Annotated in this window: 19 protein-coding genes; 8 read left to right on the top strand and 11 right to left on the bottom strand. The window is 69.5% G+C overall.

Going from position 1 to position 20,426, the window contains the following annotated elements; translation table 11 throughout:
• Window positions 1–66 precede the first annotated feature (66 nt).
• Entirely contained in the window at window positions 67–1,599 is a 1,533-nt protein-coding gene (locus AVJ23_RS02700; protein ID WP_058860589.1) for an ATP-dependent DNA helicase, read from the top strand.
• A gap of 42 nt (window positions 1,600–1,641) precedes the next feature.
• On the opposite strand, the gene AVJ23_RS02695 is transcribed toward AVJ23_RS02700, so the two are convergent.
• Window positions 1,642–2,670, bottom strand: coding sequence for an NADP-dependent oxidoreductase (locus tag AVJ23_RS02695; RefSeq protein ID WP_058860588.1), 1,029 nt, complete (start codon window positions 2,668–2,670; stop codon window positions 1,642–1,644).
• A gap of 98 nt (window positions 2,671–2,768) precedes the next feature.
• On the opposite strand from AVJ23_RS02695, the gene AVJ23_RS02690 reads away from it, so the two are divergent.
• Genes AVJ23_RS02690 through AVJ23_RS02680 form a run of 3 tightly spaced genes read left to right on the top strand, consistent with a single transcriptional unit; the run spans window position 2,769 to window position 5,099 of the window.
• Entirely contained in the window at window positions 2,769–4,403 is a 1,635-nt protein-coding gene (locus AVJ23_RS02690; protein ID WP_058860587.1) for a long-chain fatty acid--CoA ligase, read from the top strand.
• Complete coding sequence (locus AVJ23_RS02685; protein ID WP_058860586.1) at window positions 4,393–4,836, top strand: MaoC family dehydratase; 444 nt, start codon at window positions 4,393–4,395, stop codon at window positions 4,834–4,836. Before AVJ23_RS02690 ends, AVJ23_RS02685 begins: the two co-directional genes overlap by 11 nt.
• On the top strand, window positions 4,836–5,099 hold the full coding sequence (locus AVJ23_RS02680; protein WP_058860585.1) for a hypothetical protein: 264 nt from the start codon (window positions 4,836–4,838) through the stop codon (window positions 5,097–5,099). The genes AVJ23_RS02685 and AVJ23_RS02680 overlap by 1 nt, the downstream gene beginning before the upstream one ends.
• A 93-nt stretch (window positions 5,100–5,192) precedes the next feature.
• On the opposite strand, the gene AVJ23_RS02675 is transcribed toward AVJ23_RS02680, so the two are convergent.
• The 6 genes from AVJ23_RS02675 to AVJ23_RS02650 all read right to left on the bottom strand — a co-directional run bounded on the left by AVJ23_RS02675 (window position 5,193) and on the right by AVJ23_RS02650 (window position 11,914).
• On the bottom strand, window positions 5,193–6,125 hold the full coding sequence (locus AVJ23_RS02675; RefSeq protein WP_058860584.1) for a 2-hydroxyacid dehydrogenase: 933 nt from the start codon (window positions 6,123–6,125) through the stop codon (window positions 5,193–5,195).
• Between the two features lie 22 nt (window positions 6,126–6,147).
• Window positions 6,148–7,287 (bottom strand): rod shape-determining protein RodA, encoded by a 1,140-nt coding sequence (gene rodA / locus AVJ23_RS02670; protein WP_058860583.1) that lies wholly within the window; start codon window positions 7,285–7,287, stop codon window positions 6,148–6,150.
• A complete protein-coding gene (gene mrdA / locus AVJ23_RS02665; protein WP_058860582.1) occupies window positions 7,284–9,227 on the bottom strand; it encodes a penicillin-binding protein 2 in 1,944 nt (647 codons plus the stop codon). Before mrdA ends, rodA begins: the two co-directional genes overlap by 4 nt.
• A 32-nt stretch (window positions 9,228–9,259) precedes the next feature.
• Window positions 9,260–9,796, bottom strand: coding sequence for a hypothetical protein (locus AVJ23_RS02660; protein WP_058860581.1), 537 nt, complete (start codon window positions 9,794–9,796; stop codon window positions 9,260–9,262).
• On the bottom strand, window positions 9,789–10,709 hold the full coding sequence (gene mreC / locus AVJ23_RS02655; RefSeq protein ID WP_058860580.1) for a rod shape-determining protein MreC: 921 nt from the start codon (window positions 10,707–10,709) through the stop codon (window positions 9,789–9,791). The genes AVJ23_RS02660 and mreC overlap by 8 nt, the downstream gene beginning before the upstream one ends.
• 167 nt (window positions 10,710–10,876) lie before the next feature.
• Window positions 10,877–11,914 carry a rod shape-determining protein gene (locus AVJ23_RS02650; RefSeq protein WP_437176745.1) on the bottom strand — a complete coding sequence of 346 codons (1,038 nt, stop codon included), beginning with the start codon at window positions 11,912–11,914 and terminating at the stop codon, window positions 10,877–10,879.
• Window positions 11,915–12,141: 227 nt separating this feature from the next.
• Between AVJ23_RS02650 and AVJ23_RS02645 the strand changes: the two genes are divergently transcribed.
• The 3 genes from AVJ23_RS02645 (at window position 12,142) to AVJ23_RS02635 (ending at window position 14,991) form a co-directional block, all read left to right on the top strand.
• The gene (locus AVJ23_RS02645; RefSeq protein WP_058860579.1) at window positions 12,142–13,107 is read left to right on the top strand and encodes a hypothetical protein; all 966 of its coding nucleotides are present in this window, start codon (window positions 12,142–12,144) and stop codon (window positions 13,105–13,107) included.
• A 35-nt stretch (window positions 13,108–13,142) separates the two neighbouring features.
• On the top strand, window positions 13,143–14,003 hold the full coding sequence (locus tag AVJ23_RS02640) for a hypothetical protein (protein ID WP_058860578.1): 861 nt from the start codon (window positions 13,143–13,145) through the stop codon (window positions 14,001–14,003).
• A gap of 130 nt (window positions 14,004–14,133) precedes the next feature.
• Complete coding sequence (locus AVJ23_RS02635) at window positions 14,134–14,991, top strand: hypothetical protein (protein WP_058860577.1); 858 nt, start codon at window positions 14,134–14,136, stop codon at window positions 14,989–14,991.
• A 10-nt stretch (window positions 14,992–15,001) separates the two neighbouring features.
• Here AVJ23_RS02635 and AVJ23_RS02630 read toward each other — a convergent pair whose 3' ends face one another.
• From AVJ23_RS02630 to AVJ23_RS02620, 3 genes are all read right to left on the bottom strand, one after another.
• Window positions 15,002–16,588: a GMC family oxidoreductase gene (locus tag AVJ23_RS02630; RefSeq protein ID WP_058860576.1), complete on the bottom strand. Its 1,587-nt coding sequence runs from the start codon at window positions 16,586–16,588 to the stop codon at window positions 15,002–15,004.
• Window positions 16,589–16,648: 60 nt separating this feature from the next.
• Window positions 16,649–17,635, bottom strand: a complete 987-nt coding sequence (locus tag AVJ23_RS02625; protein ID WP_058860575.1) for a Hint domain-containing protein — start codon at window positions 17,633–17,635, stop codon at window positions 16,649–16,651.
• Between the two features lie 101 nt (window positions 17,636–17,736).
• Window positions 17,737–18,195: an Lrp/AsnC family transcriptional regulator gene (locus AVJ23_RS02620; protein ID WP_058860574.1), complete on the bottom strand. Its 459-nt coding sequence runs from the start codon at window positions 18,193–18,195 to the stop codon at window positions 17,737–17,739.
• A 135-nt stretch (window positions 18,196–18,330) separates the two neighbouring features.
• Between AVJ23_RS02620 and ald the strand changes: the two genes are divergently transcribed.
• Complete coding sequence (ald, locus tag AVJ23_RS02615; RefSeq protein WP_058860573.1) at window positions 18,331–19,449, top strand: alanine dehydrogenase; 1,119 nt, start codon at window positions 18,331–18,333, stop codon at window positions 19,447–19,449.
• 22 nt (window positions 19,450–19,471) lie between these two features.
• On the opposite strand, the gene AVJ23_RS02610 is transcribed toward ald, so the two are convergent.
• Entirely contained in the window at window positions 19,472–20,359 is an 888-nt protein-coding gene (locus tag AVJ23_RS02610; protein WP_058860572.1) for a cation diffusion facilitator family transporter, read from the bottom strand.
• Window positions 20,360–20,426: the final 67 nt, after the last annotated feature.

Genomic DNA, 20,426 nt, shown 5'->3' with positions numbered 1-20,426 from the left:
CCCCGACCTGGGGCTTGGCGGTCAAGCCTTCTGGCGGAGGGCCGGCGGCCGGGATAGGGTGCCGCCATGACATTGCCCGCGCTGACCCTTTCCGATGACCAGGCCGCTGCCTATGACCGCGTGACCGAGATGCTGCGCGGGGCGGGCGTGGATCTGGACGAGGGGATGTGCCTGCCCCCGCGCGAGGGCAAGCGCGGCGTCATGGCGCTGATGGGCAAGGCGGGCAGCGGCAAGACGCTGCTGCTGGCCGAGCTGGTCAAGGCGCTGGAGGCGATCGGGGTCGAGACGGTCTCGGGCGATTACGAGGGGCGCAAGCGCAAGGAGCGCCGCACCCTGGCCGTGCTGGCGCCGACCAACAAGGCGGCCAGCGTGCTGCGCATGCGCGGCGTGCCGGCGACCACGATCCACCGCATCATCTACACGCCGGTCTATGACCCGGAATACGAGCGCATCGCCGAATGGCTGATGGGCAATGGCGAGAAACCCGAGCTGGAAGAGCTGACCGAGGAGGCGCTGGCCCGCGCCGAGGCCAGCTACCAGGCGCATGCCTCGGTCCCCGCGGCGCTGGCCGCGGCGGGCTTGCGCGGAAGCGATTTCATCACCGGCTGGAAGCGCCGCGAGGAGCCGCTGGATATCGGCTTCGTCGACGAGGCCTCGATGCTGGACGAACGCCAGTTCGAGGACCTGCAGGAGATCTTTCCCAACCTGATCCTGTTCGGCGATCCCGCGCAGCTGGCGCCGGTGAACCAGTCGGGCAAGATGGTCTTCGACGATTTGCGCGAGAGCCAGAAACAGGAGCTGAGCCGCATCCACCGGCAGGCGGCGGACAACCCGATCCTGGACCTCGCCCATGCGCTGGCCGATCCCGAGCTGGGTTTCGAGGATTTCGAGCGGCTGGTCGAGCAAGCCGCTTCGCGCGACGAGCGGGTGGTCTGGAGCCAGCGGGTCGAGGTCGACCTGATGGCGCGCTCGCCCGTGCTGGTCTGGCGCAATGCCACGCGGATCCGGCTGATCCATGCTTTCCGCCACGTGCATGGCGCGCCCGAGACCGAGCTTCTGCCCGGTGAGCCGCTGATCTGCGACGGGATCGAGCTGCCGCTGAAGCACCGCAAGAAGCGGCTGGATCTCGAGGCGCGCGGGCTGATCAAGGGTGCGCAGGCGATCTATCTGGGCCCCGGGCGCAAGCCGGGGTTCTCCAAGCTGCACCTCGTGGGTGCGCCCGAGCCGCAGATCTCGGCCTCTTCCATCGTCAAGATCGAGAAGCCCGAGGCGGAAGAGCCCTTCATCCCCTATGCCGCGCGCATGGGCGCCACCTTCCTGCACGGCGCCGCGGTGACGATCCACAAGGCGCAAGGCTCGCAATGGGAGAACGTTCAGGTCTTTGCGCCCGACCTCTACGCCGCGGCGCGCATGGGCCGGACCGAGGCTGGCCAGCCGCTGTGGAAACGGCTGGCCTATGTGGCGATCACGCGGGCGCAATCGCGACTGTTCTGGGTGGTGCGCAACCGCCTGGCGCGGCCCACCGGCGGGCTGCGCATCGACGATCTTGGCGGGGCCCCGGCGCCGCTGGCCCTGACCGGCAGCGCCGAGGAGGGCTGAGCCCGCCGATTTCGAGACCGGCAGGCTCATGGCGATGCGGCCTCAGCCCTCGCCGGTCAGCTTGACTACGGCCTTGCCGGTATTGCCGCCTTCCAGCAGCGACAGGAAGGCCGCCGGCGCGTTCTCCAGCCCCTCGGTCACATCCTCGAGAAAGGCGATCTCGCCCGCGGCCACGCGCGGCGTCATCTCGGCCACGAATTCCGGCATCAGGTTCCAGTGATCGAAGATGATGAAGCCGGCCACCTGCAGCCGCTTGACCAGGATGCTGCGCCAGGTGGCGGGCAGCCGGTCGGCCGTGTCCTCGGCACCGCTGTACCACGCGATCGTGCCGCAGACCGGGATTCGACCATGCGTGTTCATCAGCGGCAGCACCGCCTCCAGCACCTTGCCGCCGACATTCTCCCAGTAGATGTCGACCCCGTCCGGCGCGGCCTCGGCCAACGCGGCGCGCAGGCTTTCGGCATCGGGATGGGCGCGGTGATCCACCGCGGCGTCGAAGCCGAAGCGCTCGGTGGCCAGCTTGCACTTCTCGGCGCCGCCGGCCACGGCCACGGTGCGCAGCCCGGCCGCCTTGGCCAGCTGCCCCACCAGCGAGCCCACCGGCCCGGTGGCGGCGGCCACGACCAACGTCTCGCCCGCCTTGGGCCGGCCGTATTCGCGCAGCCCCGCCCAGGCGGTCAGCCCCGGCATGCCCAGCACCCCCAGCGCGGTCGAAGGGGGCAGGTCGCCGTCCAGCTTGCGCAGCGCGTCGGCCTTGAGCAACGCGTGGCTGGCCCAGCCGGTCATGCCGGTGACGATGTCGCCCTCGGCCACGCCCTCGACGCGCGAGGCCAGCACCCGGCCGACCCCCTGGCCGGTCATCACCTCGCCCAGCTCGACCGAGGGGGCATAGCTGGGCCCCTCGCTCATCCGGCCGCGCATGTAGGGATCGAGCGACAGGTGCGAGACCTCGACCAGCACCTCGCCCTCCGCCGGCTGGGGCATGGGTCGCGTCTCGTGTCCGAAATCTTCAAGCACCGGCGCGCCGTCGGGGCGTCGCGCAAGCGTGATGCAGCGCATCTGGTCGGTCATGGGGGCTCCTTGCCTGTCCGTTCGGGAAAATCTGTTGCGCGCAGCGCGCCAACCCGGCCAATCTATGCAGACATGCGCTGACGACAAGGGAGGGTCCGATGCAAGGAGGCATGATGCACGTGCCGCTCAGGATCATCGAGATCCTGCGCTACGCGGCCGAGCTGCACCCCGCCGGCGAGATCGTCTCGGTCCGGACCGAGGGCGACCTGCACCGCGAAAGCTATGCCACCGCCTACCGGCGCGCCGCGCAGCTGGCGCACGGGCTGGCCGGGCTGGGGGTCACCCATGGCACCCGTGTCGCCACGCTGGCCTGGAACGGATACCGTCATTTCGAGCTCTACTACGCCATCTCGGGCATGGGCGCGGTCTGCCACACGATCAATCCGCGCCTCTCGGCCGAGCAGATGCTCTACATCATCACCCATGCGCAGGACCGCGTGCTCTGCGTCGATACCAGCTTCGTGCCGCTGGTCGAGGCCCTGGCCCCGCAGCTTCCCGACGATCTGGTGATCGTGGTGCTGACCGATCGCGCCCACATGCCCGACAGCGCGCTGGACCTGCTTTGCTACGAGGAGATGCTCGAGGGCCGGCCCGACACCTATGACTGGCCGATGATGGACGAGACCACGGCCGCCGCGCTCTGCTACACCTCGGGCACCACCGGGCATCCCAAGGGCGCGCTCTATTCCCACCGCTCCACTGTGCTGCACGCGATGACCGTGGCGCTGACCGTGCCGCGCAGCCTGCACGAGGGCGCCCGAATCCTGCCGGGCGTGCCCATGTTCCACGTCAATTCCTGGGGTCTGGCCTATGCCGCCCCGCTGGTCGGCGCCTCGCTGATCATGCCGGGTCCGCGGCTGGACGGCGCCGCGCTGTTCGAGCTGATGGAGGCCGAGCGCGTCACGGCCAGCTGGGGTGTACCCACGGTCTGGCTGGGGCTCGGCGCCGAGATCGAGAATCGCGGCCATGCGCCCGCCACGCTCGACCAGCTGGCGATCGGCGGCTCGGCCGCGCCGCGCGCGATGATTTCCTTCTTCGAAACCCGCGGGGTCGATATCTGCCACGCCTGGGGCATGACCGAGATGAGCCCCGTCGGCACGCAGGCCCAGCTGCCCACCGGCCTCGGCGCCCTGGACGACGCCGAACGGCTGGCACTGAAGTCGAAACAGGGCCGGCGCCTCTTCGGGGTGGACCTCAAGATCGTCGACGCGACCGGCGCGACCCTGCCGCAGGACGGCATCGCCACGGGCGAACTCTTCGTGCGCGCCAACACGGTGATCGCCGAGTATTTCGACAACGCGACCGCCACGTCTCGGGCCTTCGATGCCGAGGGCTGGTTCGGCACCGGCGACGTGGCCAGCATCGACCCCGACGGGTTTCTCTACATCCGCGACCGCGCCAAGGACCTGATCAAGTCGGGCGGCGAATGGATCAGCTCGCTCGACCTCGAGAACATCGCCATGGCCCATCCCAAGGTGGCCAATTGCGCGGTGATCGCCGTGCCCCACCCGAAATGGGAGGAACGCCCGCTGCTGGTCGTCGTGCCCCGCGACGTGGCCGACCCGCCGGGGCTGGACGAGATCCACGCCGCCATGCAGGACCACCTCGCCCGCTGGCAATTCCCCGATGCGCTCGAGATCGTCGAGGACCTGCCCCTGACCGCCACGGGCAAGGTCTCCAAGCTGGACCTGCGCCGGCGCTATGCCGGGTACGGGCTGCCCGATGCTGGCTGACGCGCTGCGCGCCCTGCCGCCGCGCCACAGCGGCTGGGTTACGATGGACACGGCCCGGGTCCGCGCCTTTGCCGAGGCCACCGAGGATTGGCAGTTCATCCATCTCGACGAGGCCCGCGCCGCGGCCGAGACGCCCTTCGGCGGCGCGATCTGCCACGGCTTCCTGACCCTGTCGATGCTCACCGCCATGAGCGACGAGGTCACCGCCGATCTGCCCGGCATGGCCGCCAGCGTGAATTACGGCTTCGACCGGATCCGCTTCGTCACCCCCGTGCGCGTCGGCGCCCGCGTGCGCGGCCGCTTCATCGTGGCCGATGTCGAGGAACGCGGCACTGCCCTGAACGTGCATTGGGATGTCGAGGTCGAGATCGCGGGCGCCGCGCACCCTGCGCTCGTGGCCAACTGGATCACCCGCATCTACCAGGAGGCATGATGCGCCCGATCATCGCCCTTCTCTGTCTGACAGCCCTGCCGGCCGGAGCGGCGGCCGAGGGGATCTATTCCCTCTACCGCTCCTCGCCCGGCGACCCGCTGGCCTCGGAACATGTCGCCACCTTCGACACGCGCCACGGCGCCGAGACCAATGCCGAGAATTGCTGGCTCGCCGCCCGCCTCTTCCAGGAGCGCCCCGAGGTCGAGACGCGGTACTACTGCATGCCCGGCCGCGCCAAGGGCAGCGCCCCGGACACGCAGTGACCCGACAGCCCTTTCATCTTTCCGAAAATACTCCGGGGGGCCCGAAGGGCTGGGGCAGCGCCCCCTCCGCACTCAGCTCGCTTGCGCGGCGCCTCAATACCCCGCGGCGCGATCCACGAGGTGCAACAGCGGCGCGCCCGTCTCGGCGCGGTGGATGTTCTCGGCGATCACCAGGGCCGCCGTCTCGGGCCGGGTGGTCGAGGCGATATGCGGCGTGACCGTCACCTTGGGATGCGCCCAGAAGGCGTGGTCCTCTGGCAGCGGTTCGGTGCGGAACACGTCCAGCGTGGCGTGTCCGATCTGTCCTGCATCCAGCGCTGCAATCAGCGCGTCATCGTCGATCAGCGGGCCGCGGCCGGGGTTGATCAGTACCGCGCCCGGGGCGGGCAGGGCGAGGCGCTCGGCATCCATCAGGTTCTCGGTCTGCGGCGTGTCGGGCAGCAGCAGCACCACGATCTGCGCGCCTGACAGCGCTTCGGCCAGGCCATCCGCGCCGTGCAGGCAACGGATCCCGTCGACCTGCTTGGCCGAGCGGCTCCAGCCGGTCACCGGAAAGCCCAGGGCGCCGAGCGCCGCGCCGCAGGCCTGACCCAGGGTGCCCAGCCCGAGGATCGTGACCGGGCGCTCCGTGGCCAGCGGCGGCGGGGTCGCGTCCCAGCGCCGCTCGGGGTTCACGATATGGGCGTCCATGCCCAGGTGATGGCGCAGCACGTGGCCGGTCACCCATTCGACCATGCCTTGCGTCAGCCCGTCGGGGTCGACCATCCGGGCCAGCGGCGCCTTGAGGGTGGTGTTGCCGACCACGTCCTCGACCCCGGCCCAGAGGTTCAGCACCGCCTTCAGCCGCGTGTAGGGGGTGAAATCCTGCAGCGCCGAGTTGGGCGCGTAGATCACGTACTCGACCTCCTCCGGCGCCATCTCGGGGGCGATCCGGGCGTCCAGCCCGACCGCGTCGAAGGCGCGGCGCAGCGGGGCCTCGTACTCCTCCCAGCTTTCGGAGGAGGCGGCGAACAGGATATCGGGCATCGGGTCTTCCTTGTCTGGCGCGTCAGCGCGGGCGGTGGATATGCGCGCTTTGCACCAGACCGAAGGCGATCATCAAGACCAGCATGGCCGATCCGCCATAGCTGACCAGCGGCAGCGGCACGCCCACCACCGGCGCGAGGCCCATCACCATGGACATGTTCACCGCGAAGAACAGGAAGAAGGTCAGCCCGATGCCCAGCGTCAGCAGCGACGAGAACCGGTCGCGGTTCTGCAGCGCCGCGAAGACGCAGAAGACCAGGATCAGCACGTAGAGCAACAGCAGCGAGACCCCGCCGACGAATCCGAACTCCTCGGCCAGCGTGTTGAAGATGAAGTCGGTATGCTTCTCGGGCAGGAAGTTCAGCCGCGACTGGGTGCCCTGCATGAAGCCCTTGCCGGTCCAGCCGCCCGAGCCCATGGCGATCTTGGCCTGGGTGATGTGATAGCCCGCGCCCAGCGGGTCGGTGGAGGGGTCGAGGAAGGTGTCGATGCGGCGGAACTGGTAATCCTTGAGCAGCTGCCACTCGGTCCCGCGGCTCTGGAAGACCAGCCAGATCCCGCCCGCCCCGGCGGCGATGACGCTGGCGAAATAGAGCCAGTGCACCCCGGCGAGGAACATCATCAGCCCGCCCGCCGTCAGCAGCAGGATCGCGGTGCCGAGGTCGGGCTGGGTCAGCACCAGCATGGTGGGGGCGACGATGATCAGCACCGGCAGGATCACCCAGAGCGGGCGCGAGGTCTTGGCCAGCGGCAGCCAGTCGTAATAGGCGGCCAGCAGCACGACCATGGCGATCTTCATCACCTCCGAGGGCTGCAGCCGCATGAAGCCGATATCGATCCAGCGCTGCGCGCCCATGCCGACGGCGCCGAAGAACTCCACCAGGATCAGCAGGAAGAAGGCCAGCCCGTAGATTGCCAGCGCCATGCTGCGCCAGAACCAGATCGGCACCAGCGCGACCACGAACATGGCCGTCAGACCCAGCAGGTAGCGTTTCATCTGCGGCTCGGCCCAGGGGCTGAAGGAGCCGCCCGCCACCGAGTAGAGCATCAGGAAGCCGACGCCGGCCACGGCGCTGAGCAGCACCACCAGCGGCCAGTTCAGGTAGAGGATCTTGCGCCAGCCCGACGGCGTCGTCTTGACGGAATATTCGAGATAGGTCACGCGCGGCTGTCCCCCTCGGCCCGGCGTTCCTCGCGCTCGCGGGCGAGGCGTTCCTGCTGCGCCTTGACCTTGCGCTGCTCGCTGCGCGGGTAGGCGTCGAGCGGCGGATCGCCCCCGAAGAGCGCCTGCAGCGTCACGTCGCGCGCGATGGGCGCCGCCGCGGTCGAGCCGCCGCCGCCATGTTCGACCACGACCGACACGGCGATCCGGGGATTGTCCCAGGGCGCGTAGTTCACGTAGAGCGCGTGGTCGCGCCGCTCCCAGGGCAGGTCGGCATTCGAGGTCACGCCGCGGGCCCGCTCGGCCGCGGTGATGTTGCGCACCTGGCTGGTGCCGGTCTTGCCGGCCATGCGCATCCCCTCGGCCACGATGCGCGAGCGGTAGGCGGTGCCGCGCCGGTTGTTCGACACGGCATACATGGCGCGGCGGATCTGCAGCAGGTGGTTGGGATTGAAGCCCAGATCGCTGCCGCCGGTATGGGGCGTCTCGACCCCGTCGATCGACTTGACCAGCCGCGGCGTCACGCTGCGCCCGGTGGCCAGCCGCGCCGACATCACCGCCAGCTGCAGCGGCGAGGAGAGCACGAAGCCCTGCCCGATCGAGGCGTTGACCGAATCGCCGATCACCCATTCTGCCTGCCGTTCGCGCCGCTTCCACTCCTTGTCGGGGATCAGCCCCTTGGTCACGGCGGACATGGGCACGTCATAGGCCTCGCCCAGGCCCAGCTTGCGCGCCATCGCGGCGATGCGCTCGATGCCGACCTTCAGGGCCAGCTCGTAATAATAGACGTCGCAGCTTTCGCGCAGCGACTGTTCGAGGTTCATGTGGCCATGGCCGACGCGCTTCCAGCAATGGAAGCGGCGCCCCCCCACCTCGAGATGGCCGGGGCACCAGACGGTCTCCTCGGGCGAGACAAGCCCGGCATCCAGCGCCGCCAGCGCCGTCACCATCTTGAAGGTCGAGCCCGGCGGATAGGCGTCCTGCACGGTCTTCGAGGCCAGCGGCCGGTGATCGTTGTCACGCAGCTCGCCGTAATCGGCGACGGAGATGCCGCGCACAAACTTGTTGGGATCATAGGAGGGCGCCGAGGCGATGGCCAAGAGGTCGCCCTTTTCCACGTCCATCACCACGACCGAGGCGCTTTCCTGGCCCAGCCGGGCCTGCACGTAGGATTGCAGCGCATTGTCCACGGTCAGCTGCAGGTCGGTGCCGGCCACGCCCTCGCGCCGGTCGAGTTCGCGCATGACGCGGCCGACCGAGTTCACCTCGACCCGCTTGGCTCCGGCCGAGCCGCGCAGCACCTCCTCGTGCTTGGCCTCGACGCCGACCTTGCCGATCTGGAACCGCGGGATGCGCAGCACCGCGGGCGGGTCCTCGTAGCGTTCAAGGTCGCGCTCCGAGACCGGGCCCACATAGCCCGCCACATGGGCGTAAAGCTCGCGCTCGGGGTAGAAGCGGCTGAGCCCCACCTCGGGCACCACGCCGGGCAGGGCGGGCGCGTTCACCGCGACGCGGCTCAGATCCTCCCAGCTGACCCGGTCGGCCACCGTTACCGGGTGGAAGGGCGCAGTGCGCTGCATCTCGGTGAGGGCCCGGTTCAGGTCATCCTCGTCCAGCTCGATCAGCTGGCCCAGCCGGGCGATCACGTCGTTCACGTCGCCCGCATCCTCGCGCACCAGCGTGATGCGGTAGGTCTGCTCGTTCTCGGCGATGATCCGCCCCTCGCGGTCGAAGATGCGCCCGCGCGAGGGCGGGATCAGCCGGATCGAGATGCGGTTCTCCTCGGCCAGCAGGCGGAACTCGTCGGCTTGGTCGACCTGCATGTAGCGCATGCGCAGCGCCAGCAGACCGGCAAAGCCAACCTGCGCGCCGCCCAGGATCAGCCCGCGCCGGGTGATCCGGCGGGCGCTTTCGGCGTTTTCACGGGATGTGCGTCTCATCTCGGGCGCGGTCTCTCTGCTTGCGTCGCGGGTTACAGCGTCCGCCCGGTGTCATAGCCACCGCGCTTGCTGCGGCGGACACCAAGGGCCACGTGGCTGACGGCCGTCACGACCGGGTAGGCCATCACCGTCATACCATATTGCATGATGCTAAGGGAAAGGGTCCCGGGTGCGACAATCAAGACTCCGAGAGCCAGCCGGTAGGCCACGGTCAACGCCGCCAGCAGAGCCGCGACGGTGACCCACTCGGCGAAGAACGTGTTCTCACGCACCGTCTTCTCGCGGTTCTTGAGGAATTCCGAGCCCATGAGCACCAGCACCGACCACAGCCCCGGCGGGCGCTGGAACAGCATGTCGGCCAGCAGCATGACCAGCGCGATGGACAGGGCGGGCACGAAATCGGGCCGGCGCAGCGCCCAGGCAAAGGTCATCGCGACCAGCAGGTCGGGCCCCGCGATGCCGCGGGGCAGGGTCTGCATGGGCAGAAGGTGGACGAACATCACCAGAAGGGCGAGCAGGATGTAGAGCGCACGCATCCCCCAGAGGCGGCCGGGCGTCATCTCAGCCATCGCCGGCCTCCGGCGCGTCGGTCGTCTCTTCGGGGGGCGGGCCCGCGTCGGGCCGCTCTTCGGGCAGGATCAGCGCGCTGGGGTTGTTGACCCGCCGCGCGCCGTGATCGCGCAGCACGCGCAGGAATTCCAGCCGCTCGTAGTCCGCGGCCAGACGCGCGCGCAGGCGGCCGCCGGGATCTTCGGCCACCTGGCCGATCAGCAGGCCAGGGGGGAAGACCTCGCCATCGCCGGTGGTCACGATCCGGTCGCCGGGGCGCACGAGGTCGGGGCTTTCGAGGAAATCGATCGGCGGCGCGGCGCTGTTGTCGCCCGAGATGATGGCGCGTTGGCCCGAGGGCTGGATCTCGGCCGGGATGCGCGAGGTGGCATCGGTCAGCAGGATCACCCGCGAGGTGTTGCGCCCCACGCCCGAGATCCGGCCCACCAGCCCGATCCCGTCCATCGTGGCCCAGCCGTCGACGATCCCGTCGCGCGAGCCCACGTTGATCAGCACCGACTGCCGGAAGGGCGAGCCGCTGTCGGCCAGCACCACGCCGGTGATATAGGTCAGCCGCGGATCGAGCCGGACATTGTTGAGATCGCGCAGCCGGGCGTTTTCCTGCTCCAGCTGCAGCGCGGCCTCCTTCCAGGCGGTCATCTGGCGCAGCTCGCGGCGCAGTTCCTGGTTCTGCGCGTAGATGCGCTGGTAGCTCTGGAAGTCGCGCACCAGCCGGATCGAGGCGGTGACCGGCGCCATGGCCCAGTCCATGCGCGGCACGACCGTGTCGACCACCTGCGCGCGAAACCGCTCCACCCGCGGGCTGTCGATCCGCCAGAGCAGGAACAGCCCGGTCAGGCACAGCACCAGAACCGCCAGAAGCAGGCGCTTCAGCGGGCCGGTGAAATCGTCGCTGTTGCGGTCACTGGCCACGAAGGTCCCCGGTCGATTGTTCCGAAACCTACGGTTTGTTCCGCGGTTTCGCCAGTCTGCACATGTCCGGCAGGGGGTCGCCCCGCGCGACGGTCGGGACGGGGACAAATTTTTTCAGCAAAAATTTGCAAAAGTCTTCCTCAAGACTTTTGTCCCGCCCGTGGCCGTCAGCTGTCGTAGTCGATGGCGTGGCGCAGCTGTTTCTCGTATTCCAGCGCCTTGCCGGTGCCGAGCGCCACGCAGTTGAGGCTTTCATCGGCGATCGAGACCGCCAGCCCGGTCTGCTCGCGCAGCGCAAGGTCCAGGTCGCCCAGAAGCGCGCCGCCTCCGGTCAGCATCACGCCGCGATCCACGATGTCGGCGGCCAGGTCCGGCGGCGTCGCCTCGAGCGCGGTCATCACCGCCTCGCAGATCTGCTGCACCGGTTCGGAGAGCGCCTCGGCCACCTGGGCCTGGCTGATCTCGGTCTCTTTCGGCACGCCGTTCAGAAGGTCGCGGCCGCGGATCTGCATCGAGGAGCCGCGCCCGTCATCGGGCATGCGCGCCGTGCCGATCGAGGTCTTGATCCGCTCGGCCGTCGATTCGCCGACCAGAAGGTTCTGCTGGCGCCGAAGGTAGTTGATGATCGCCTCGTCCATGCGGTCGCCGCCCACGCGGACCGAGCGCGCATAGACGATGTCGCCCAGCGACAGCACCGCCACCTCGGTCGTGCCGCCGCCGATATCGACCACCATGTTGCCGGTGGGATCGGTGATCGGCATGCCCGCGCCGATCGCCGCGGCGATCGGTTCGGCGATCAGCCCGGCCTTGCGCGCGCCGGCCGACAGGACCGACTGGCGGATCGCGCGTTTCTCGACCGGGGTGGCACCATGCGGCACGCAGACGATGATCTTGGGCTTCGAGAAGGTCGAGCGGCGATGCACCTTGCGGATGAATTCCTTGATCATCGCCTCGGCGGTGTCGAAATCCGCGATCACGCCCTCGCGCATCGGGCGGATCGCCTCGATGCTACCCGGCGTGCGGCCTAGCATCAGCTTGGCGTCCTCGCCCACGGCGAGCACCTTCTTCTGCCCGTCCTTCACGTGATAGGCCACCACGGAGGGCTCCGACAGGATGACGCCCTTGCCTTTCACGTAGACAAGCGTGTTCGCCGTCCCCAGGTCGATGGCCATGTCCGACGAGAACATGCCCAAGATGCCATCCATTCCAAACATTTCGCTCTGCCCCATTGCCCGAAGGGCCCGCGACTCTCTCGGGTCCGGGCCGAGCGCACTTATACGGGCCGTGTTCCGCGAGCGAAAGTGTTGCGCCCCTGCAATTCAGCGTGAATCCGCCTTTGTCGCGGGGACGGCAAATTTCCCTTGGCCTGCCAAAATCTTGCCCGGTTCGGCGCCGATCCTGACGCGCAACGAGGACAGGGCGGGAACTCAACATGCTGCGGATCGGGGCGCTTGTCGGGGCCGGCGTCATCTTCTTCATCCTCGTCGTGGCGGGGGCGGATTACCTGCTTCAGGCGCGCGCGGCCGGGCAGGGGCCGCTGGCCTTCGGCCTGTCGGGCTGGACCGAGAGCTTTGCCGAGCGCGGCCGCCGCGCCGCCGACCGCAAGCGCATGATGGCCGATCGGGACGCGCCGCTCAGCACCCATTACCCGGAGGCCCCCACCGGCTGGGAACGGCTCGACTGGGATCCCGCGCACGAAGCCTTTCTCAAGCGCGACCGCAACCGCATGGTCAGCCCGCAGGACGATCCCTATGACCGGTTCGGCATGGATCCCGCGCGCGACCGCCGGGATCTGGTGGCCAAGATGATCGCCGACAAGGCCGGGCCCGCGCGGCCCGAGGACATCCGCGTCTACACCGATGGCGACACGATCGTGGTGATCAAGACGCGCTTTCTCGACCTGCGGCCGCGGCGGCTCTGGGGCGTCACCGCGCTGGTCGGCGGGCGGGACTTTGCCGGCGGCGACTGGGCGGCAGGGCGCCCGATCCGGACGATCCACCACGGCGTGGCCTTCCGTGACATGCGCGGGTCGGGCAATGCGCGCGGCACCAGGATCTGGCGCGCCATGATCGGCCTGCAGATGGAGGTGACCATCGCCACGAATGGCCGCGCGCAGGACATGGACCGCATCCTGGCGGGCGTGGATTTCCGCACCATGAAGACGCTGGTCGAATGGCCCGAGGGCGTGGAAGAGCAGTCGACCCGCGAGCTGCGCGCCGAGATGGCGCGGCAGCGGCTGGAACGGCAGCGTCGGCGGGCCTCCTATCTCGAGGCGGTCGAATCCGAGCTGGATCGCAAGGCCAGCATCGCCCGCTCGCGCAGCCGCTTCGGCGAGTACACGCCCGAGGTCTGCGTCGATTATCGCGGCCGCGAGTATTGCCGCTGGGTCCATGACTGAGCCGGCCCGGCTGCGGCAGGCGTGAAAGGGGCATTATGCGGATCATCGTCTTTGTTCTCGGCACGCTGTTCCTGAGCGGCGCCAGTGCGGCGGCCATCGATTACGGGCTGTTCCGCGTCTATGCCTCGGCCCTGCAGCAGGGCGGCACGCCGGCGGACTACGTGCGGCAGAGGCTTGCCCGCCTGAACCCGTTCGGCGGGCTGCGCGGCGCGCCCGAGCGCGATTATGCCGCCGACCCGCTGACGCTGGAGGACAAGGCCCGCATCGCGCGGCGCATGCACATGGCGCTGCCCGAAGCGCCCGAGGGCTGGCGCAAGCGCTATTACCGCGAGAGCGATCTCTACCGGCTGAAGCCCGACCTCGCCCACTGCCACAAGCGCAGCCTGTGGGAGAAGGCAATCTACAACCCGACCACGCAGATGCTCTCAAAGGAGGAGCTGGAGGCCGACCGGCCGCGTGCCCGGACCGGCCAGCAGCGCCCCCGGGCCTGCCCCTACCTGACCGGTGGCGGCGGGTTCATCACCTACGAGCTGGGCGACCGGATCATCTCGGTCTTCGTCGGCTACAGCCGCAACCGCGAGGCCCGGCCCGCGGGTCGCATCGAGGATCGCCGCCCCGTCGTCGTGCTGACCCTCTTTGGTCACAAGTTCCGCACCCCGCGCGTGCGGCATTTCCTGACACGGCGCGGTTTCCGCTTCACCGAGTGGCCGAACCACGCGCGCAGCAACGGGCCAGACCGTCCGCCCATGCGGGTCGCGGCCAGCCGGAAGGGTGATGGCCGGCTCGACGTGCTGGTCGTCGGGCGCGCGACTCGCGCCGATATCAAGCGCATCGTGATGACACTGGATTACGATCTGCTTAACGCCATGCTGGCGCCGCCCGCCCCGCCGCAATGATCGGTTGGCAGGGCACCCCGGGTCGGTCGGGTTTTTCATGTTCACGCCCTGACGTTAACGCCGCCTTGACCGATTGCTGCCACGGTTGCGTGGCAGATCGGGGCCGGAGAGCGAAAGGAAAGGGCGGCTCATGCGTGATTCCGTGAAACTCATCGCCGTCGGGATTTTCGTGGTGGTGATGCCGGTCCTGCTGCTGGTGACCGATTTTCTCGTCTTCAGCGTGACGGCGGGGCTCTACAGCGAACCGGCGGGTCCGCGCGCCTACCTGGCGCATCGTACGGGGATCACGCTTGCCCCGGCGCGCCCGGTGCTGGCCGCGCGCGACTACAAGGCCGCCCCGCTGACGCTGGAGGAAAAGCGCGACCGTGCCGACCATCTGGCCGCGGCCCTGCCGCCCGCGCCCGAGGGGTGGACGCTGGCCCCCTATGCCGAGGGGGATCTCTGGGCGCTGCGCCCCGATCTGGACGGGTGCCGCGAGATGGACCGCGCGATGCGGGCGCGCGCCCTGCTGGGCGATGGCCCGTGCCCGATGCCAGACGCCCGGCACGCGTGGAGCTATCGCAAGGGCGATCGGCGCATCATCGTGCTGATCCGCTATCACCGGGGCAAAGACGCCTGGCCCGCGGGGCGGATCCACTCGCCGGGCCCGCTGGCCGGAGCGGTGGCGCATCATTTCGGCGGCGGCTACGAATCGCATGATTACCGCCCCTTCATGGCGCGGGGGCAGTGGCGCTTCGGCATGCTGCCGCTGGTGGTGCGCCGCATGGAGCGGGCCGAGATGCGCCCCTACCGGATCTTCGCCCATCGCGAGGGGGATGGCGAGTTGCACGTCTTCGTGCTGTCCAACGCACAGCCCGGCCGGATCAAGGCGGTGCTCAAGGGGATGGACTATGCCCTGCTCGAGGCGATGGTCGCGCCGGTGCCCGACCTGCGCGCGGCCGGGCAGGGCGGGGCGCAGGGGGTGCTGACGGCGCGCGCCCGGCCCTGAGCGGGCAGGTTCAGGTCGACAGGATCATGTCCGCCGCCTTCTCGGCGATCATGATCGTGGGCGCGTTGGTATTGCCGCTGGTGATGCGCGGCATCACGCTGGCATCGGCCACGCGCAGATTCTCGACCCCGCGCAGGCGCAGCGCGCCATCGAGCGGGGCGGCCTCGTCCGCCCCCATGCGCACCGTGGCGACAGGGTGGAAAATCGTGGTGCCGATGCGCCCCGCGGCCTCGGCCAGCGCGGCATCGTCCTGCGCCGCCGCGCCGGGGCTGACCTCTTCCGGGGCATAGCGCGCCAGCGCGGGCTGGGCCATGATGCGGCGGGTCAGCCGGATCGCGTCCACCGCCACCTGCCGGTCGCCCTCGGTCGACAGGTAGTTGGGCGCGATGCGCGGCGCGTCGCGAAAATCTGGCGAGGCAAGCTCGACCGTGCCGCGGCTTTCGGGGCGCAGATGGCAGACGCTGGCGGTGACGGCGGGGTAGTCGTGCAGCGGCTGGCCGAACGCGTCGAGCGAGAGCGGCTGCACGTGGTATTCTAGGTCCGCCGTGGCCAGCCCGGGGCGCGAGCGCGCGAAGGCGCCCAGCTGCGAGGGCGACATCGCCATTGGGCCGGAGCGTTTCGCAAGGTATTCCAACCCGATCGCCGCCTTGCCCCAGAGCGAATTGGCCAGCGTGTTCAATGTCTTCGCCCCGGTCAAACGCCATGCGCAGCGCAGTTGCAGATGGTCCTGCAGGTTGCGCCCGATCTCGGGCGACACGTGGTGCGGCGCGATGCCATGGGCGCGTAACACGTCCTCGGGGCCGATGCCGGAGAGTTGCAGCACATGGGGTGAACCGATCGCCCCCGCGGCAAGAATGACCTCGCCCCGGCAGCGGGCCGTGTGCCGCGTGCCCTGAAGGTCATATTCCACGCCGGTCACGCGCGCCCCGTCGAAGAGCAGCGTGGTCACCTGCGCATGGGTCTGCACCTTGACCCGATCGCGCGGCGAGCTGCGCAGGAAGGCGCGCGCGGTGTTCATGCGCCAACCGTTCTTCTGGTTGACGCGGAAATAGCCGACGCCCTCGTTGTCGCCGGTGTTGAAATCACTGACCTTGGGCAGTCCGGCCTGGTGCGCAGCCTCCATCCAGTCGTCCAGCAGCGGCCAGTGCAGGCGCTGGTTCTCGACCCGCCACTCGCCGCCCGCGCCGTGATGTTCGGAGGGGCCGTCGACATAATCCTCGGATTTCAGGAAATAGGGCAGCACGTCATCCCAGCCCCAGCCGGTCAGCCCCGACTGGCGCCAGCCATCGTAATCGGCGGCCTGTCCGCGCAGGTAGAGCATCCCGTTGATCGAGGAACAGCCGCCCAGAACCTTGCCGCGGGGATAGAGCAGGGAGCGCCCGCCAAGCCCCGGCTCTTCGGCGGTGCGGAAACACCAATCGGTGCGCGGATTGCCGATGCAATAGAGATATCCCATCGGGATGTGGATCCAGTGGTAGGTGTCGCGGCCGCCCGCCTCGAGCAGCAGCACGCGGCGTCCGCCCTCGGCCAACCGCTTGGCCAGAACGCAACCTGCGCTGCCTGCGCCCACCACGATGTGATCCCAGTCTCCCTGCATGCGCCGCCCCCCTGTCGTGCCGTTCCGGGACAGTGCCGCAAACGCCGCGCCGGGTCCACGTCAGAAACCGGCCGGCAAAGGTGCGCGGTCGAGCAGGGCGCGCGCCTCGGCCCCGGTCAGGACCGGGCGGCAGGCGGGCATGGGGTCACCGTCCGTCACGCGACGGATCGCGGCGCGGTCGGGCGGCGGCAGCATCTGCGCCTCGCGCCCGCCGGGCAGCAGGCTTTCGCAGGGCGCGCCTTCGGCCAGGACGATGGCATGGCGGTCGAGCAGCAAATGCACGTAGGTGACCTGCCGGCGCGGCACCTGTCGAATGCGTCGCCCGTCGACCAGCGCGCGGGCGGGCACCAGCACCTCGGCCGAGCCGTGCTGCAGCTCGGCCCGCGGGTCGCGGATCAGCACGCGATGCTGCGGCGACAGCTTGAGCGCGCCGAAATTGCCGATGCTGCCCGGCGCGAAGCGGATCGGCGCATGGCGCGGCGCGATGCTGGCGCGGCGGCGCCCGATCCAGCGGATGGGGCGCGGCGGGCCGTCCCATGTGCGGACGGTCTGCCCGACCGACAGTGCACCGGCAGGCACCAGCCCGCGTGGCGTGTCGATCCGCGCGGCGGCGTCGAAACAGATGAATTCATGGGTATAGGCCGGATTCTGATCGGTCGTGAAGAATTGCGGCTGAGCACCGCCGGCCGAGTTCGCGGCATACCAGCCGGCAAGATCCACCTCGGGGGCCCAGACGAGCTGCGTAAGCGCGCCCGTCTGGTCGTAGCCCTCGAACACGATGGCGCCGCCGGAACCGACATCGTCGCTGCGGATCACGCTGGCATTGGCGAGCGTCACCGGCCCGTCCGGCCCGGTCCAGGACAGGCTGTAGCTGTCGCCGACCTCGAACAGGCGCGGGTCGGGATCGTCATCCGATGCCGTGATGACAAGCCCGCTGGTCGCGCTGCCCGGCGGCGCGTCGAAATTGGACCGGTCGGGTCCGGCACCGATATTGCGGCCGGTCGCCGTGGCGAACTGGTTGTCCTGCGCGGTGAAGGAAAGGCCCATCGCATGCTCCGTCTCTGTGGCGAGCATGGGAGGAGACGCGCAAAGATCGGGTTAAGCGCCGTGCGCCCCAAGCACCGAAATGGCTTGCATTTGAAAGGGTTTCACACGGGCAGGGCGGTGGTCTTGAACACGGTGCGCAGCGCGAAAGAGGATTGCATCTGCGCCACGCCCGGCAGGCGGGTCAGGTACTGGCGGTGGATGCGGGCGAAATCCTCGGTATCCTCGGCCACGACCTTGAGGATGTAATCCGCCGTGCCGGCCATCAGGTGGCATTCCAGCACCGCGGGCACGCGCGCCACGGCGGTCTCGAAGGCCTCGAGCACGTCATCGGCCTGCGCGCTCAGCTTGATCTCGACGAAGACGGTGGTGGGCAGGTCCAGCTTGCGCGCATCCAGCAGCGCCACGTAGTCGCGCACGTACCCCTCGGCCTCCAGCCGCTGCACCCGGCGATGGCAGGCCGAGGCGGACAGCGTCGCCTCGGTGGCCAGCTCGGCATTGGAGATCCGGCCGCGGCGCTGGAGCACGCGCAGGATACGGCGGTCTGTCTCGTCAAGGGCCATTTTCGAAGATTCCTCCGGATTTCCGCGCATCCTTGCGCAGGATCTTGCGTGCGTTGCCGGCTTTTTGCGCAAGTCGCGCAGCCGATTGCAACCGGCTTGTGGCACGATCGGGAACAAAACCGAGAGGAGGAAGCCATGAAGATCGGATGCCCGACCGAGATCAAGCCGCAGGAGTTCCGCGTCGGCCTGACCCCCAACGCGGCCGGCGAGGCTGTGGCGCATGGGCACGAGGTGCTGGTCCAGCGCGGCGCAGGCGCGGGCGCGGGGTTCGACGATGCCGATTACGAGGCGGCGGGCGCGCGGCTGGTCGACACCGCCGAGGCGGTCTTTGCCGAGGCCGAGATGGTGGTCAAGGTCAAGGAACCGCAGCCGGCCGAGCGTGCCATGCTGCGCGAGGGGCAGGTGCTGTTCACCTATCTCCACCTCGCCCCGGACCCCGAGCAGACGCGCGACCTGCTGGCCTCGGGCGCGACCTGCATCGCCTACGAGACGGTGACCGATGATCGCGGCGGCTTGCCGCTTTTGGCGCCCATGTCCGAGGTGGCCGGCAAGCTGGCGCCGCAGATGGGCGCGTGGTCACTGCAGAAGGCCAATGGCGGGCGCGGCGTGCTGATGGGCGGGGTGCCCGGCGTCGGCCCGGCCGAGGTCGTCGTGATCGGCGGCGGCGTGGTGGGCACCCATGCGGCGCGGGTGGCCGCGGGCATGGGGGCAGCGGTCACGGTGCTCGACCGCTCGCTGCCGCGGCTGCGCTATCTCGACGACGTGTTCGGCGGGCAGTTCGGCACGCGCTATGCCAGCGCCGGCAGCACGGCCGAACTGGTGGCGCAGGCCGACATGGTGATCGGCGCGGTGCTGGTGCCGGGTGCGGCGGCGCCCAAGCTGGTCAGCCGTGCGCAGCTGTCGGGCATGAAGCCCGGCGCGGTGATCGTCGACGTGGCCATCGACCAGGGCGGCTGTTTCGAGACCTCGAAACCCACCACCCACCAGGATCCGATCTACGAGGTGGACGGCGTGGTGCATTACTGCGTGGCCAACATGCCCGGCGCGGTGGCGCGCACCTCGACCATCGCGCTGGGCAACGCGACCATGCCTTACATGCTTGCGCTGGCGGACAAGGGCTGGCGGCAGGCCTGCGCCGAGGATCCGCACCTGCTGGCCGGGCTGAACGTGCATGCGGGCAAGCTGACCTATTACGCGGTCGGAAAGGCGCTGGGCATCGACGTGACCTCGCCGCAGCTGGTGGTGAAGGGCTGAGACCGGCCGGGCGGCGGGGGCCTCAGGGCACAGTGATCCCGCCCGGCTTGGCCTTGTGCGCGGGCTCCACGTGGATGGTGATGCGGGCGCCGTCGACGGCGTCGCGCAGCGCGGCCTCCAGCCGGTCGCAGATCTCATGCGCCGCGTCCACCGACATCCCGCCCGGGACCACCAGGTGGAACTCGACAAAGGTCGCCTGTCCGGCCTGCCGCGCGCGCAAATCATGCGCCTCGACCGCGCCCTCGGCATTGGCGGCGATCACGTCGCGCATGCGCTGCAGCTCGGCCTCGGGCACGCTCTCATCCATCAGCCCGCCGACCGAGCCGCGCACCACGTGCCAGCCCGACCACAGGATGTGCAGCGCCACGGCCAGGGCCATCAGCGGGTCGAGCCAGTGCCACCCGGTGAACAGCGCGGCGAGGATCCCCGCCGACACCCCGGCCGAGGTCACCACGTCGGCCCAGAGATGCCGCCCTTCGGCCGCCAGCGCCGGCGAGCGCAGCGCGCGCCCCGCATGGCCCAGCCGCCAGGCCCAGACCGCGTTCACTGCGCTGGCCAGCGCGACCAGCAGCAGGCCGGCGGCCGGGGCGTCGATGGCGCGCGGGTCGAACAGCGCGGCCCAGGCCTCGCGCAGGATCAGCGCCGCGGCGATCAGGATCAGTGCGCCCTCCATGACGGCGCTGAAATACTCGGCCTTGTGATGCCCGAACGGGTGGTCGTCATCGGCGGGCTGCGCCGCGATATGCACCGCCACCAACGCGGCCAGCGCGGTGGCCACGTTGATGATGCTCTCCAGCGCGTCCGAGAGCAGCGCGACCGATCCGGTCAGCCGCCAGGCCAGCAGCTTGACCGCCAGCACGACCAGCCCGACGGCCAGGCTGCCAAGGGCGATCTGCGTGGCTCTGGGCATGGTCCTGCGGCTCCGGCTGCTTGGCCGCGCTGATAGCCGGGCCCCGGGTGCCACGCAACCCGCGGGC

The organism is Pseudoponticoccus marisrubri, assembly GCF_001482405.1.
GTDB classification, from domain to species: Bacteria; Pseudomonadota; Alphaproteobacteria; order Rhodobacterales; family Rhodobacteraceae; genus Pseudoponticoccus; species Pseudoponticoccus marisrubri.
Note: the sequence above shows the minus strand (reverse complement) of the source record. Positions and strands in the feature narration are given on the sequence as shown.